The sequence below is a fragment of the Pantoea sp. SJZ147 genome, assembly GCF_007828605.1.
Taxonomy (GTDB): Bacteria; Pseudomonadota; Gammaproteobacteria; order Enterobacterales; family Enterobacteriaceae; genus Pantoea; species Pantoea allii.
This window is the reverse complement of the sequence record NZ_VIVB01000012.1, coordinates 61,923-74,297: the sequence shown is the minus strand read 5'-3', so window position 1 is coordinate 74,297 and position 12,375 is coordinate 61,923. Positions and strand designations below refer to the sequence as shown.

The following is a 12,375-nucleotide window of genomic DNA, read 5'->3' as shown; positions in this document are numbered from 1 at the left end:
CTATACTATCTCTCTTATCACCGTACTGGTTTTGCAGGCGGCAACGTGAGGAGAGTCAAATGGAAACCGCTTCACCCCAGGTAAAGCAACACCGACGCGCACTGGTTGCGGGTTCGGTGGGCAACTTTATTGAATGGTATGAGTTCGCCATTTATGGCTTTCTCGCCACGCTGATTGCCCAAAACTTTTTTCAGTTACAGGGCGAGTCGGCGCTGAGCGGGCTGATTCTGACCTGGGCCTCATTTGCGGTCGCGTTTTTCTTTCGGCCATTGGGCGCGCTGGTGTTTGGTCGAATTGGCGACCGGATCGGACGTAAACCCACGCTGATTATGGTGCTGGTATTGATGACGCTGGCGACCGCGGCCATCGGCCTCGTGCCCACCTATGCCTCGGTGGGCATTGCGGCACCGCTGATGCTGACCGGGCTGCGCATCCTGCAGGGGCTTTTTGCCGGGGGCGAATACGGCGGCGCGGTGTCTCTGATGACCGAGTTTGCGCCGCGCGGCAAGCGCGGCCTGTATGGCGCATGGCAGTCGTTGACCGTCGCACTCGGCCTGCTGGCAGGGATCGGGCTGGTGGCGCTGCTGTCGTATACGCTCAGTCCGCCAGCCATGCTGGCCTGGGGCTGGCGGATTCCCTTTATCCTGGCGTTGCCGCTGGGGATGGTCGCGCTCTGGTTGCGGCTGGCCATGGACGAAACACCGGGCTTTGTGCGCCAGCAACAGCAGCAGGTCATTCAAGCGGATCGGGGACAAACATTAAAAAGCATTCTGCTGGCGATTGCGCGCGTGATGCTGTGGTCAGCGGCGGGTTATACCTGCCTGGTCATTATGCCAACCTATCTGCAGTCTGCGCTGCACACCGGGCAGCATCAGGCGTTGCTGATTGCCGTGATCTCGAATCTGGGATTCGCGGTCACCATTATTCCGGCGGGTGTGCTGAGTGACAGAGTGGGGCGACGTCGGGTGATGGTGGTGGCCAGTGTGCTGTTACTGGTATTGGCGATGCCGCTGCTGAAGGTGCTGCAGGCGGAAACGGCCACACTATACAGCAAAGCGCTGGTGGTATTTATGGCTGGCGGTGTGGTGGGCTTGCTGGCAGGGCCGGGGCCGGCGATGCTGGCTGAAATGTTTCCTACGCGGGTGCGTTATACCGGACTAGGGCTGGCGTATTCACTGTCAAATGCCGTTTTTTCAGGCTGTGCCGGGCTGATTATTACCGGGTTGATTAAGCAGACGGGAAATCTGGATATTCCGGCGTGGTATATGATGGCGACCGCGCTGGTCTCTATACCGGCACTGATGACGTTGAATAAAGACGATCATCTGCGGGATCTGGCGTGAGGGTAAAACGGGAGCAAGCGCTCCCGTTTTTGATACTTATTTGCGGCTCAGCAGGAAACCAAGCACCACGCCAACACCGGCGGCCACGGCCAGACCCGCAAACGGGTTAGACTGTACCTGATCTTTGATGCAATCAGCGGCATCACGAGCGGCGTAGGATGCCTGGTTGGTGTAGCGGCGAGCTGCACCACGGGCACGATGACGCGGGGAGTCGGTAAACTCACCCCATTGTTGCTCTGCGGCACCGGCGACTTCTTTTGCTGCATCTTCAATTTTTCCTGACATGCTTCATCTCCTTGGTTATCACAGTCACTTAAAGCGTAGCAAACCTTTGCCGTCGTGCTGCTCCAGGGCGCATTAATCTTCTGTTGAGTGCGCGATGACCAGATGAAAACACCGGTCGCAAGGGGCCTTTTTTACCCCGCAAGCCGCTCAGGTAGTGGCATGAAGCGGGAAAGCGCGATGACGAACGCCGCGCGAATGGGGGCGGAGAAAAATCATTACCAGCTGTTTCATTCCACGAGACGATGGGGGGACGCGATGTGTTTAGGATACCAGCTCACCAGAAAGTGGCGGAGATGGTCAAAGCACCATTCCGCATCATCAGACTGCGGGCAGTAATACTGAATGGTGATTTTTTCGTAGCGGCGCTGGCGTTGCTGCAGCGGTGACCAGCCCCAGTCAAGCACGGATCGGGCATAGTTAACCAGGGCATCCTCTGCCAGCGCATGCTGTTGCGCCTGTTCTTTCAGGTAGGCATAAAACGCGGCTTCCAGCTGCAGCGCCTCATCATGGGGATGGCCAGGCAATTCGGGACGAAAGGCAACATCGATAAAACCGCACACGGCGTTTTCCTGCTGCTGCCAGTCGCAGGCCAGCGTCATAAATAACCCGTCCTGAAGATTCACCTCTTCGACCAGGCGCTGCAGGTTAGCGGAATGGCGAAGCACAAGAATTTCTTCCAGGCGTTCCGTCTCCAGCGTTAAATCGATGCCGCACGGGTTCAGGGTGCCGTCTTCATTGCGGGTCGCAGGGAAGGGGAAATCGATATAGCCGTTGTTATCCAGACGCTTTTCCATGTGAAGGATGACCTGTCGCTTGACGTTTCCTGACACTATATCATCCCGTGACAGGAATCACCCCTTTACGGGCAGGTCCAGGTGATCAGGGTGTCCTGATAAGGATTGATCAACCGGAACTGTTTATCCGACAGACGTTGCGCGTAGTAACCTTCGCGCGTCACGGCGGAAGGAATGTACTGAAAGCGATCCTGCGACTGCAGCGGGCCGCTCTGCACGCTTGCGCCATCACGACTGACGCGAAAGGATGTCACCAGATCGAAAATAGTGCCCTGGGTCTGGCCCAGCGACTGCCCGTAAAGGGTGCTGACTTCGCCCGGACAGTCCACGCCTTTCGGCGACGATGAGCAGCCCGTGAGCAGTGCCATAAAAATGAAAACCAGCGATCGCAACATATCCTGTTCCTGCCCGAGTCCATGAAAGCGGTGAACGATTCTATCGTGTAACGCCACAAATAACATGATCATAGCAGTTCTGCTACACAGGCTGATTTGCGCTTTGTTCAATCGTTAAGCAACAGAAATGCAAAAGATGACTTTGAGGTCGAATAAACGTTATTCTTGCCATCTTTGCGTATCGCTTAAGCAAATTCAGGGATAAATGATGAAAGAAGAAGAAGCCAGCCTGATGATTATTCGCCACGCCATCGAAGCACTGGATGCAGAAAAAAGGCAGCAGGTGATTGCCTGTGCATCTGACATTCGCGACGTCATGAGCAGCTTCGACAGCGAAGAGGCCGGTCTGGCGTTGATGCTGGTCGCGGCTGAAGTTGCGGCAGAATAGGGCATTGGTGGCCTGACAGCTACCCTGCCGCCGGTTCCGTTTTTCGTTGTTGCAAAGCGCATCTGAACGCATAGCCATCCGCTATGCCCCATCCACTGCGGTAATCTTTCCGCTCTTACTTCGCCTGGCTTTGTCTGTGGTAAACTCCTCTGACAGTGTGGAATCACCTATTCAGCGGAGGAATCAGATGAAAGCAGCCCGTCTTGCCCTGTGCCTGTTGGCCTGTTACAGCGCGTCAGCGTGGAGCGAAAGCGAATTCCAGCTTCATTGTCCCGGACGACCCACCATGACCATTTCACGGGCGGAATATGGCCTGAGTACCCTTTCCTGGCCTCAACAGCATTTCCAGATTGCGGCGGGACAGCTGCACACCCGTATTAATGGGGGCGATAATGTTGCCATTACGCGCTTTCGCAACGGCGACCAGCTTATCGTCAACAAAAGCAACCTCGATACTTTCTTCGTTTACCATGACAGCGACAAGCTGGTGCCATGCAGCCGCAGCGCGATGCGTGACGTGGACGCCCTGAGCCTGGAACGTTATGACGACAGGCAGCGTAACGACTCTTGATCCGCCGCGATAAGGAAGGCCAATGCAGATTACCGTTACTGACAAGGTGACCAGTAAAGATCTGGATGAACTCCGGCTGGGCCTGAATGCCCATAACAGCAAGTTTTATGATGCGGCGTTAATTCAACCGCTGGGGCTGTTTATCTGTGATCCGCAGGGGAAGAAGCTGGCAGGACTGACCGGTACTACGACCGGTAACTGGCTACGTATCGATTTACTCTGGGTCAGTCATACACTTCGTGGGCAGGGCACCGGCAGCCGTCTGGTGCTGGCGGCCGAGCAGGAAGCGCGCCAGCGAGGATGTCGTTTTGCCCAGGTGGATACCGGCAGTTTTCAGGCGCGGCCGTTTTATGAAAAGTTGGGTTACGGCGTCCGTTTAACGCTCGACCAGTATATCCGTCATCATCAGCGTCACTATCTGACCAAAGTCCTGTAATTACAGCAGCACCTGCTGGCGCAGATCCAGCGGTTGCAATTCTGCCTCATCGATAGCAGCCAGCCAGCCGGGCAGGGTCACTTTCTGCCAGGACAGGTGACCGCGTGTGGTGCTCATCAGCACCACATCCGGACGCAGGGTGCGGTAAAGCTCCAGCGAAGCGGCTAATTCGGCAGGATTACTCTCGGGCACCAGCACAGTGACCCAGCGGTCATGATGACGCGTCAGCGTATCGCCAACAAATAAGTAGGTCAGACCGCCAGGTGAATGGTAAAGGTAGCTGCAACTGCCCGGCGTATGACCGGGCGTCGGCAACAGATGAAAATCACCGAAATGGGTTTCCTGCTGGGTAAAGGTGTCGTCCGGCTCCACAAAACGGCTAATCTGCCCCAGTGAGCGGCTGTGACAATAGAGCGCGCTGTTAAAGCGCTGCTGAATGCGCGCCGCGCCGGGCGCGGATTCGTGCCAGTGGGTCAGATAATGCCGAATCACACCGTTATCATCGGCCAGCACCTCATGATCCAGCGGGTTTTCAACCCGGCCAATCAGTAAATTGCCGCGCGGATGACGCAGTAAAAAACCATGCATCATTATGTCTTCGGTATCTTCTTCCGGGAATTCCGGCGTTGAGATCCACAAATCGTCATACAGCGGCTTCAATGTCGATCTCCTGCAACTTCAGCTATGTGTGCAATACGGGATGTCCGCTTGCCTGTAACGCCACCTGACCCTGATTCACCTGCAACGTTGCCGTGGCACCCAAAGGTAACGTGACGGTATCCGGACCGTGACCGAAATCCAGATCGCTGATGACCGGCAGACCGCTAATGTCACGAATGCGCTGCCAGACCGTGGAAAAATCAAATCCGTTGTCGTACTCAGACAGGGCGGTGCTGGTGAAACTGCCGGTAATAATCGCCTGCTGCCGGGCCAGAATGCCGCACTGATGTAACTGAAGCAGCATGCGTTCAATGCGGAACGGATGCTCGTTAACATCTTCAATTACCAGAATGCCGTTCTCAATCTGCGGCATCCACGGCGTGCCAATCAACGAGCTGATCATCGCCAGATTCCCGCCCCACAGCGTCCCCTGCCAGCGACCCTGATCGGGCGTCGTGCTCTGCCAGGCCACCTTGACTGTAGGTGATGTCAGCGCATGCCAAAAGTGCTGCAGCGTAAATTCGGATAAAACCTCAGCGCCAAAATTGCCCGCCAGCATCGGTCCACTGAAGCTGATGACGCCAGCATGTTGTAGCAGGGCTAACTGGAGTACGGTGAAATCGCTGTGCCCACAGAGCGCCAGCGGCTGCTGCGCAAAACGGCGCTTCAGGCCCGCATAGTCCACCGACGGCAGCAGGCGGGTCGCGCCATAGCCGCCGCGCACCGCCAGCACAATATCGGGTAAGGTCGCTAAATCAGCCAGTTCGTTAATATCACCCAGTCGCTCATCGTCGGTGCCGGCAAAGCGCTGAAAACGACGCGCGATAACGGCGTCATTGTCGACGCGATGTCCTTCCGCACGCAGGCGTTCCACCCCGAGCAGGGCAGCGGGCTGATTATGACAATAGCCTGAAGGGGCAATAAGACGGATAGAACGTGACGTCATAGTAAATTCCTGAAATTAGTCAGTGACAGACATCACGATAATGGCGAAAAATCGCAAATATGTCATCAGACTGCTGTAATTAGGATAAACGGTAATTTTGCAATTCTGCCGGCTCGGTATGATAGCTTCCGCCACTTCTGCGACGAGATAAAAAATTGCTTAAAATTCGCTACTTTGTCATTTCAGCCTTGCTGCTGACGGGCTGTGCCAGTGAACCGCCGCATACCTACGTTAAAGAGAAGAATACGCCGTTAACTCAGGCCGCGCCTTCACGCATCAGCGGAACCTGGTCACTCTTTACCGAAACGGCCGCCAACCAGTATGGTGTGGACGAAAAACTGATCAGCGCCATTATTAATGTGGAGTCCGGTGGAAACCCCGGCGTAGTCAGTCGTTCCAATGCGGTGGGATTAATGCAGATCAAAGCATCGACCGCAGGCCGGGAAGTGTACCGCACCCAGGGCCGTCACGGTCAGCCGAGCAACGCAGAGCTGCGCGATCCGGCCAGAAATATTGATATTGGTACTGCCTACATCAAAATTCTGCAGCAGTCGGCGCTTTCAGGGATTCGCGATCCTCTCACGCTGCGTTACGCCACCATCGTTTCCTATGCTAACGGCGCCGGTGCCTTACTGCGCACTTTCTCCAGCAATCGTGACCGGGCAATCGCCATGATTAATTCTATGACGCCGGACGAGTTTTATCAGCACGTGCAAAATAAACATCCTGCCGCCCAGGCACCCCGTTACTTGTGGAAAGTCACCACGGCTTACCGCGCAAACAGCTGATCCCGTGTTCTCTCCTCACCTTCCTTTCCAACAGGTGAGGAGAGAACCGTTAAGCTGTCAGCAGCCTTGCGGTAGGGTAATCCACGATAAGCACATTCACATAGCCGCCACGCAGCGCCCCGCGAATCGCCTGCGCCTTCTCTTGACCGCCCGCCAGCGCCACAACCTGCGCACACTGTCGGACCTGTTCCAGTTCCATACCAATCACCGGATCTTCATCGGCATCCAGTACAGGCTGACCTTGCTCATCGAAGTAGTGGAGACAAATATCGCCGACTGCCCCGCGCCCGGCCAAAGTACGTAACATGGTCGCATCGTAATAGTTACCCGAATTACGCAGCAGCGCAGAGGGTTCAAGATCGCCAATCCCGACAATGGCTAAATCCACCTCATTAAATTTATTCAGCACCTCGGCGACGTCCGCATTGGCGGCCAGCCGCTGGCGGTCTGTCACTGAGTGCTCAATCGACTGAGAGGGCAGCAGCCAGGCCGGGCAATTCAGCAGTGCAGCAAGGTTTTGCGTCAGTATCGTGGCCTGCACGTTTCCGTTGGCACCCACGCCGCCCAGCAACTGAATCACGCCTTTACATGAGGTATTAAGGGGATGCAAGGCGTCCACCATACAGCGAATGGTGCCGCTCCATGAGGAGATGCCAATGAGCTCATCCGCGCGCACCCGGGTTTCCAGATAGTGGGCCGCCGCCGAACCAATCGCCTGTTTGATCTCTCCGGCGGAGGCGTGTTCAGGCACGTCCACCACGATGGCCTGCGGCAGTTGATAACGTTGCTCCAGGGCTTTTTCCAGTTCCGGAAAGACATTGGCAGGGGGAACGACGCTGATTTTAACCACGCCTTCTTTCACGCTGCGGTTCAGGATGCGCGACACAAACGATTGAGACAGCTTGAGTAACTGTGCAATGTCGGACTGCTTCTTGCCTTCGACATAGTAAAGCGTGGCAATTTTTACCATGAGCCGCTGTTCATCCTGTTTCGCCATCAGTGTTTCCTCTCGTGTCCTGGCCGTCATTGTTAACCACTCGCGTGAAAATCACAATCCACGGCAATTTGTGATCCTTTTCGCTTTTTATCACTTCATCCGTAGACGTGACTGACCGCAAAGCGCATAGTGGCAATGAATATAAAATCATTATTGAATATATATTCATAAAGGGGAAGGATATTCACCTGACAGATCCGATCGCGCTGATCGGTGCATGTGTTCGCTGTCAGCGATGGGCGTTTTGCGCCCAGCCTGAATATATATTCGATGTCGACTTAAAATTCAAAAGGTGAGATATGAATCCTTTTACACTTTCAGTAGATGAGCTTGAAAAACGGGCGCGGTCGGTGCGCCGTCGCATTATTCAGCTTAATGCCGGCAGCCCGGCAGGCGGCCATACCGGGGCCGACCTGTCGCAGGTGGAGATCCTGACCGCGCTCTACTTCCGCATCCTTAACTGCGCACCAGATCGTATGAAAGATGACGAGCGTGATATCTACATTCAGTCAAAAGGGCACGCGGTAGGCGGGTATTACTGCGTGCTGGCGGAGGCCGGTTATTTTCCACTGGACTGGCTGGCAACCTATCAACAGGCGAATTCGGCGCTACCGGGGCACCCGGTGCGGCAAAAAACGCCCGGCGTGGAGCTCAACACCGGTGCGCTGGGACATGGATTGCCCGTGGCTGTGGGCATTGCGCTGGCGGCGAAGAAGAGCAACAGTCGGCGGCGTATTTTTGTCGTCACCGGCGACGGCGAGCTGGTAGAAGGCAGTAACTGGGAAGCCGCGCTGGTCGCTGCCCATTACGGGCTGGATAACCTGATTGTGATTAACGACAAAAACAAGCTACAGCTGGCGGGATCGACACGTGACATTATGAATACCGACCCGCTGGCAGAGAAATGGCGCGCCTTTGGCCTGGCGGTCAGTGAATGCAACGGCAATGACATGGCGTCGGTGGTCAGCACCCTGGAACAACCAGCGGTAAAGGGCAAGCCGCAGGTGATTATCGCGCACACGGAAAAAGGTTTTGGCATCTCCTTTATTCAGGGCAAAGCTGAATGGCACCACCGGGTGCCCAAGGGGGAAGAAATCGACCGGGCACTGGAGGAGTTAAACGATGAGTAATGCACAACATCTGGCTGAGGTGATGGTAGAGGCACTGATGGCGGCCGTTGAACGCGGTATCGATGTGGTTCCTGTGGTAGCTGACTCCACTTCAACGGCCAAAATTGCGCCGTTCATCAAGGCCTTTCCCGGCCGGTTAGTCAACGTAGGTATCGCCGAGCAGGCGCTGGTGGGCACGGCTGCCGGTCTGGCGCTGGGCGGAAAAGTGGCCGTGACCTGCAACGCCGCGCCGTTTCTGATCTCGCGCGCCAACGAACAGGTGAAGATCGACGTCTGTTATAACAATACCAACGTCAAGCTGTTTGGGCTGAATGCGGGGACCAGCTATGGCCCACTTGCCAGCACGCACCACAGTATTGACGATATCGCCATCCTGCGCGGGTTTGGCAATATTGAAATTTACGCGCCTTCCTGTCCGGTGGAGTGCCGCCAAATCATCGACTATGCCCTTGATCACGTTGGGCCGGTTTACATCCGGCTGGATGGAAAAGCATTGCCGCAGTTGCACGATGAGGATTACCGCTTTGAACCCGGCAAGATCGATGTGCTGCGCGAAGGCCATGACATCGCCCTTGTTGCCATGGGCTCGACGGTACATGAAGCCGTTACCGCAGCAGAGCAACTGAAAACGCAGGGCGTTTCCGCCGCGGTGATCGCCGTGCCTTCCATTCGTCCCTGTGATACTCAGCAGTTACATAATCTGCTGAGCCACTACCGTGCGGTGATTACGGTTGAAGAGCATAACGTGAATGGCGGCGTGGGCAGCCTGGTTGCAGAGGTACTGGCTGAAAATGGTTTAGCGGTCAGGCTGCTGCGCCTGGGCATTGCCGATGGGGAGTACGCCATAGCGGGCGATCGCGCCTCAACCCGGGCCTGTCATGGCATTGACGCCAGCAGCGTAGCGGCCCAGGCGTTGCGCCTCTGCACAGGAGGCTGACGATGCATGAGCCGGTGATTCTTGCTATCGATGAAGGTACCACCAACGCTAAAGCAGTGGCGGTGGATCGGCAGGGAAAGGTGGTGGCGCGGGGCAGTCAGGGCCTGACGCTGCTGCACCCGCAGCCCGGCCTGGCTGAGCAGGACCCGATGGCTATCTGGCAGGCGGTCAGGCAGGCGATAACCGACTGCCTGGCCCAGTGCGCCGGATCGCCGGTGGCGGCGATCGCCCTCAGTAATCAGCGCGAATCCGTTTTGATCTGGCAGCGCCGCGACGGCGTGCCGTTAACCCCGCTGGTAAGCTGGCAGGACCGACGCTCGGAAGCGTTTTGCCGCGATCTTCATCTGTCAGGCAGCGCCGCGACGATTACCGCCCTGACCGGACTGGCGGTCGATCCCATGTTTCCTGCCGCCAAGCTGACCGGCATGCTGGCGTCCTTGCCTGATGGCTTCGCCAGAGCAGCGGCGGGCGAATTATGCATTGGCACAGTGGACAGCTGGCTGACCTGGCAACTGACGGCAGGAGAAAGCTTCGTCACCGACCATGCGAATGCGGCGCGCACCCAGCTTTACAGCCTGCATAGCAACGACTGGGATGATGAACTGTTGTCCCTGTTCAGCCTGCCGCGCGCCGCGCTGCCACAGATTAGCGCGTCAGCCGGTCATGCAGGCGTCGTCGCCTTAACCGATATGGCCGGTCTGACGCCAGGCACCCCGATTCTGGCACGTATTGGCGACTCCCACGCGGCGCTCTATGCCCAGCGGCGTGGCGAGGCCGAAGTGGTCAAGGCAACCTATGGCACCGGCTCCTCGCTCATGATGTCAATGGCAACGCCAATCCTGACCGACAATGGCCTCAGTACTACCGTGGCGTGGCACGACGGGCAACCGCGCTTTGCGTTTGAAGGCAATATTACCCACACCGGCTCAGGCGCGGCCTGGCTGGGAAAAATGCTGGGTGTGACGGACCCACAGCAGTTAACGGCGTTGGCAGAAAGCTGTGATGATAATCAGGGCTGCTATTTTGTCCCGGCACTGTCCGGACTGGGCGCACCCTGGTGGGATTTAAAAGCCCGCGGTATGCTCTGTGGCCTCACCGATGCGGCGACCCCGGCAGTGCTGGCGCGGGTGGCGCTGGAGTCGATTACCTGGCAAATTGCCGATGTCTTTTTCGCCATGGAAAAGGCGAGCGGTGAGCCGCTGCCTGCGCTGTGCGTCGACGGCAGTGCGACACAAAACCGCTGGCTGATGCAGTTTCAGGCTGACGTTCTGCAGCGTCCGCTGCATTGCGCGCCCACCGCTGAAGCGTCGGCGATGGGGGCGGCACTGCTGGCAGGTAAACAGTTGGGATGGTGGCAGCAGGGCGGTGATATGCAGGCATTACAGGGCGGTAACGTCGTGATGCCGCGCACGCAGCTGGCGCAGAAAATGCAGGACAGCTATCAGGGCTGGCTTCAGGCCGTCGCCCGCTGTCGCTATCAGCCTGGGTAAGGGCGGAGGATCGGACAGCGTGCCGCGATCCTCCGTTCGTCCCGGCGCTTAACGATTCGCGCGGCGTAGCTGGGCCGCGTCGTCATCGGGAACCGGCTTGAGATCGACCGGCGGCAAACTGCCCCCGCTGAATTCGACCTGACGGATAGGGAAGGCAAAGCGTACATTGCGTTCTTCGAGCGCCGCCATCAGCTGCAGGTTGATTTCCTGCTGAATATCCATGTACTGGTTGTAGTCGGCACTCAACACAAAATAGACCACTTCGAACGTCAGCTTTGAATCATCAAACGCCAGAAAATGCGCGCGGTCGAAGCGCGTCATCTCGATGCCCTGAATGATGGTTTTCACCAGCTCGCTGATCTCGCGCACCTGCTCAGAAGAGGTGGCATAGCTGATACCAAACTTAAACACGATGCGGCGTTGCTGCATGCGCTTGTAGTTATGGATCGTTTGCTGCAGAAGAATGGTATTTGAACAGACAATCTGTTCGCCGCTCAGGCTGCGCAGTCGCGTGGTTTTCAGGCCAATGTGTTCGATCGTCCCGGCGATGTCGCCAAAGACAATAAAATCACCGTGTTCAAAAGGCTTATCGAAACCAATGGCCAGCGAGGCAAATACGTCACTCAGTACCGTCTGAATCGCCAGGGCAATAGCAATACCGCCCACGCCCAGACTGGCAACCAGCGCCGTAATGTCGATGCCCATGTTTGACAAAATGGCCAACAGCATCATCACCCACACCAGCATGCGCAGCAAAATCCCCAGAATCACGGTGGTGACAGGGTTGCGCACATGCAGCGGATCGCGCAGCAGGCTTTTTAACCACAGACGAATACCGCCGTCTATCCACAGGGTGATCTGCACAATCAAGGCCAGAAACCAACTGTGAGAGATCGTGGCGCGCCAGGCATCGGGTAAATCGATAAAGCGCAGGGCAATGAGCAGGGCAAAAATCAGCAGCAGCAACTGACTGGTGCTGCGTAAGATCTCGACCAGAATGCCGGTAAAACGGACGTGGCGTGCTTCGCTGTAGTGGGCAATACGGTTAGAGGTAAAACGAATCAGGCTGCGCAGCAACCAGTAAATGACCAGGGTGGCAACGATTACGACAGCGCTGTTGATCCAGAGCGTTTGATTGAAAAAAATTGACTGAAAATGACGCGAATTGAGCCAGTTTTCCATTGGGGATGTTCTCCTTGCTGGTTCCGGTTAAAC

15 protein-coding genes are annotated in these 12,375 nt (G+C 56.5%); 8 read left to right on the top strand and 7 right to left on the bottom strand.

The genetic code is table 11. The features are described from left to right. Positions 1-59: 59 nt before the first annotated feature. A complete protein-coding gene (locus FBY13_RS17515) occupies positions 60-1,343 on the top strand; it encodes an MFS transporter (RefSeq protein WP_145394746.1) in 1,284 nt (427 codons plus the stop codon). A gap of 36 nt (positions 1,344-1,379) precedes the next feature. Here the strand turns inward: FBY13_RS17515 and FBY13_RS17510 are convergent, their stop codons facing one another. The 3 genes from FBY13_RS17510 to FBY13_RS17500 form a co-directional block, all read right to left on the bottom strand. Beyond that, complete coding sequence (locus FBY13_RS17510; protein ID WP_109716106.1) at positions 1,380-1,628, bottom strand: YqjD family protein; 249 nt, start codon at positions 1,626-1,628, stop codon at positions 1,380-1,382. A gap of 227 nt (positions 1,629-1,855) precedes the next feature. Further along, the gene (locus FBY13_RS17505; protein WP_096012371.1) at positions 1,856-2,422 is read right to left on the bottom strand and encodes a hypothetical protein; all 567 of its coding nucleotides are present in this window, start codon (positions 2,420-2,422) and stop codon (positions 1,856-1,858) included. A 65-nt stretch (positions 2,423-2,487) separates the two neighbouring features. Continuing rightward, the gene (locus FBY13_RS17500) at positions 2,488-2,817 is read right to left on the bottom strand and encodes a hypothetical protein (protein WP_063879138.1); all 330 of its coding nucleotides are present in this window, start codon (positions 2,815-2,817) and stop codon (positions 2,488-2,490) included. Between the two features lie 208 nt (positions 2,818-3,025). On the opposite strand from FBY13_RS17500, the gene FBY13_RS17495 reads away from it, so the two are divergent. The 3 genes from FBY13_RS17495 to FBY13_RS17485 all read left to right on the top strand — a co-directional run bounded on the left by FBY13_RS17495 (position 3,026) and on the right by FBY13_RS17485 (position 4,212). After that, positions 3,026-3,205 (top strand): hypothetical protein, encoded by a 180-nt coding sequence (locus FBY13_RS17495; RefSeq protein ID WP_063879139.1) that lies wholly within the window; start codon positions 3,026-3,028, stop codon positions 3,203-3,205. Positions 3,206-3,392: 187 nt separating this feature from the next. Continuing rightward, positions 3,393-3,776, top strand: a complete 384-nt coding sequence (locus FBY13_RS17490) for a hypothetical protein (protein ID WP_063879140.1) — start codon at positions 3,393-3,395, stop codon at positions 3,774-3,776. Between the two features lie 22 nt (positions 3,777-3,798). Next, positions 3,799-4,212, top strand: a complete 414-nt coding sequence (locus FBY13_RS17485) for a GNAT family N-acetyltransferase (RefSeq protein ID WP_063879141.1) — start codon at positions 3,799-3,801, stop codon at positions 4,210-4,212. Here FBY13_RS17485 and FBY13_RS17480 read toward each other — a convergent pair whose 3' ends face one another. After that, entirely contained in the window at positions 4,213-4,872 is a 660-nt protein-coding gene (locus FBY13_RS17480; RefSeq protein ID WP_063879142.1) for an MBL fold metallo-hydrolase, read from the bottom strand. 22 nt (positions 4,873-4,894) lie between these two features. Then, entirely contained in the window at positions 4,895-5,818 is a 924-nt protein-coding gene (gene ldcA / locus FBY13_RS17475; RefSeq protein WP_145394744.1) for a muramoyltetrapeptide carboxypeptidase, read from the bottom strand. A gap of 155 nt (positions 5,819-5,973) precedes the next feature. Here ldcA and emtA point away from each other — a divergent pair, with 155 nt between their 5' ends. Further along, positions 5,974-6,606 (top strand): membrane-bound lytic murein transglycosylase EmtA, encoded by a 633-nt coding sequence (gene emtA / locus FBY13_RS17470; protein ID WP_096012376.1) that lies wholly within the window; start codon positions 5,974-5,976, stop codon positions 6,604-6,606. 49 nt (positions 6,607-6,655) lie between these two features. On the opposite strand, the gene FBY13_RS17465 is transcribed toward emtA, so the two are convergent. Beyond that, positions 6,656-7,603, bottom strand: coding sequence for a sugar-binding transcriptional regulator (locus tag FBY13_RS17465; RefSeq protein ID WP_145394742.1), 948 nt, complete (start codon positions 7,601-7,603; stop codon positions 6,656-6,658). A 299-nt stretch (positions 7,604-7,902) separates the two neighbouring features. On the opposite strand from FBY13_RS17465, the gene FBY13_RS17460 reads away from it, so the two are divergent. The 3 genes from FBY13_RS17460 to FBY13_RS17450 are packed head-to-tail and all read left to right on the top strand — an operon-like array spanning position 7,903 to position 11,160. Beyond that, complete coding sequence (locus FBY13_RS17460; protein ID WP_145394740.1) at positions 7,903-8,733, top strand: transketolase; 831 nt, start codon at positions 7,903-7,905, stop codon at positions 8,731-8,733. After that, positions 8,726-9,670 (top strand): transketolase family protein, encoded by a 945-nt coding sequence (locus tag FBY13_RS17455; protein WP_145394738.1) that lies wholly within the window; start codon positions 8,726-8,728, stop codon positions 9,668-9,670. Before FBY13_RS17460 ends, FBY13_RS17455 begins: the two co-directional genes overlap by 8 nt. A 2-nt stretch (positions 9,671-9,672) precedes the next feature. Further along, positions 9,673-11,160, top strand: a complete 1,488-nt coding sequence (locus FBY13_RS17450; RefSeq protein ID WP_145394736.1) for an FGGY family carbohydrate kinase — start codon at positions 9,673-9,675, stop codon at positions 11,158-11,160. 48 nt (positions 11,161-11,208) lie between these two features. Here FBY13_RS17450 and FBY13_RS17445 read toward each other — a convergent pair whose 3' ends face one another. Continuing rightward, on the bottom strand, positions 11,209-12,342 hold the full coding sequence (locus tag FBY13_RS17445) for a mechanosensitive ion channel family protein (RefSeq protein WP_145394734.1): 1,134 nt from the start codon (positions 12,340-12,342) through the stop codon (positions 11,209-11,211). Positions 12,343-12,375: the final 33 nt, after the last annotated feature.

Coding starts and splice junctions, on each gene's coding strand:
- FBY13_RS17500 (WP_063879138.1), bottom strand. CDS start 2,817: ATGTTGCGATCGCTGGTTTTCATTTTTATGGCACTGCTCACGGGCTGC.
- FBY13_RS17515 (WP_145394746.1), top strand. CDS start 60: ATGGAAACCGCTTCACCCCAGGTAAAGCAACACCGACGCGCACTGGTT.
- FBY13_RS17465 (WP_145394742.1), bottom strand. CDS start 7,603: ATGGCGAAACAGGATGAACAGCGGCTCATGGTAAAAATTGCCACGCTT.
- FBY13_RS17460 (WP_145394740.1), top strand. CDS start 7,903: ATGAATCCTTTTACACTTTCAGTAGATGAGCTTGAAAAACGGGCGCGG.
- FBY13_RS17495 (WP_063879139.1), top strand. CDS start 3,026: ATGAAAGAAGAAGAAGCCAGCCTGATGATTATTCGCCACGCCATCGAA.
- FBY13_RS17445 (WP_145394734.1), bottom strand. CDS start 12,342: ATGGAAAACTGGCTCAATTCGCGTCATTTTCAGTCAATTTTTTTCAAT.
- FBY13_RS17450 (WP_145394736.1), top strand. CDS start 9,673: ATGCATGAGCCGGTGATTCTTGCTATCGATGAAGGTACCACCAACGCT.
- FBY13_RS17485 (WP_063879141.1), top strand. CDS start 3,799: ATGCAGATTACCGTTACTGACAAGGTGACCAGTAAAGATCTGGATGAA.
- ldcA (WP_145394744.1), bottom strand. CDS start 5,818: ATGACGTCACGTTCTATCCGTCTTATTGCCCCTTCAGGCTATTGTCAT.
- FBY13_RS17490 (WP_063879140.1), top strand. CDS start 3,393: ATGAAAGCAGCCCGTCTTGCCCTGTGCCTGTTGGCCTGTTACAGCGCG.
- FBY13_RS17505 (WP_096012371.1), bottom strand. CDS start 2,422: ATGGAAAAGCGTCTGGATAACAACGGCTATATCGATTTCCCCTTCCCT.
- FBY13_RS17455 (WP_145394738.1), top strand. CDS start 8,726: ATGAGTAATGCACAACATCTGGCTGAGGTGATGGTAGAGGCACTGATG.
- FBY13_RS17510 (WP_109716106.1), bottom strand. CDS start 1,628: ATGTCAGGAAAAATTGAAGATGCAGCAAAAGAAGTCGCCGGTGCCGCA.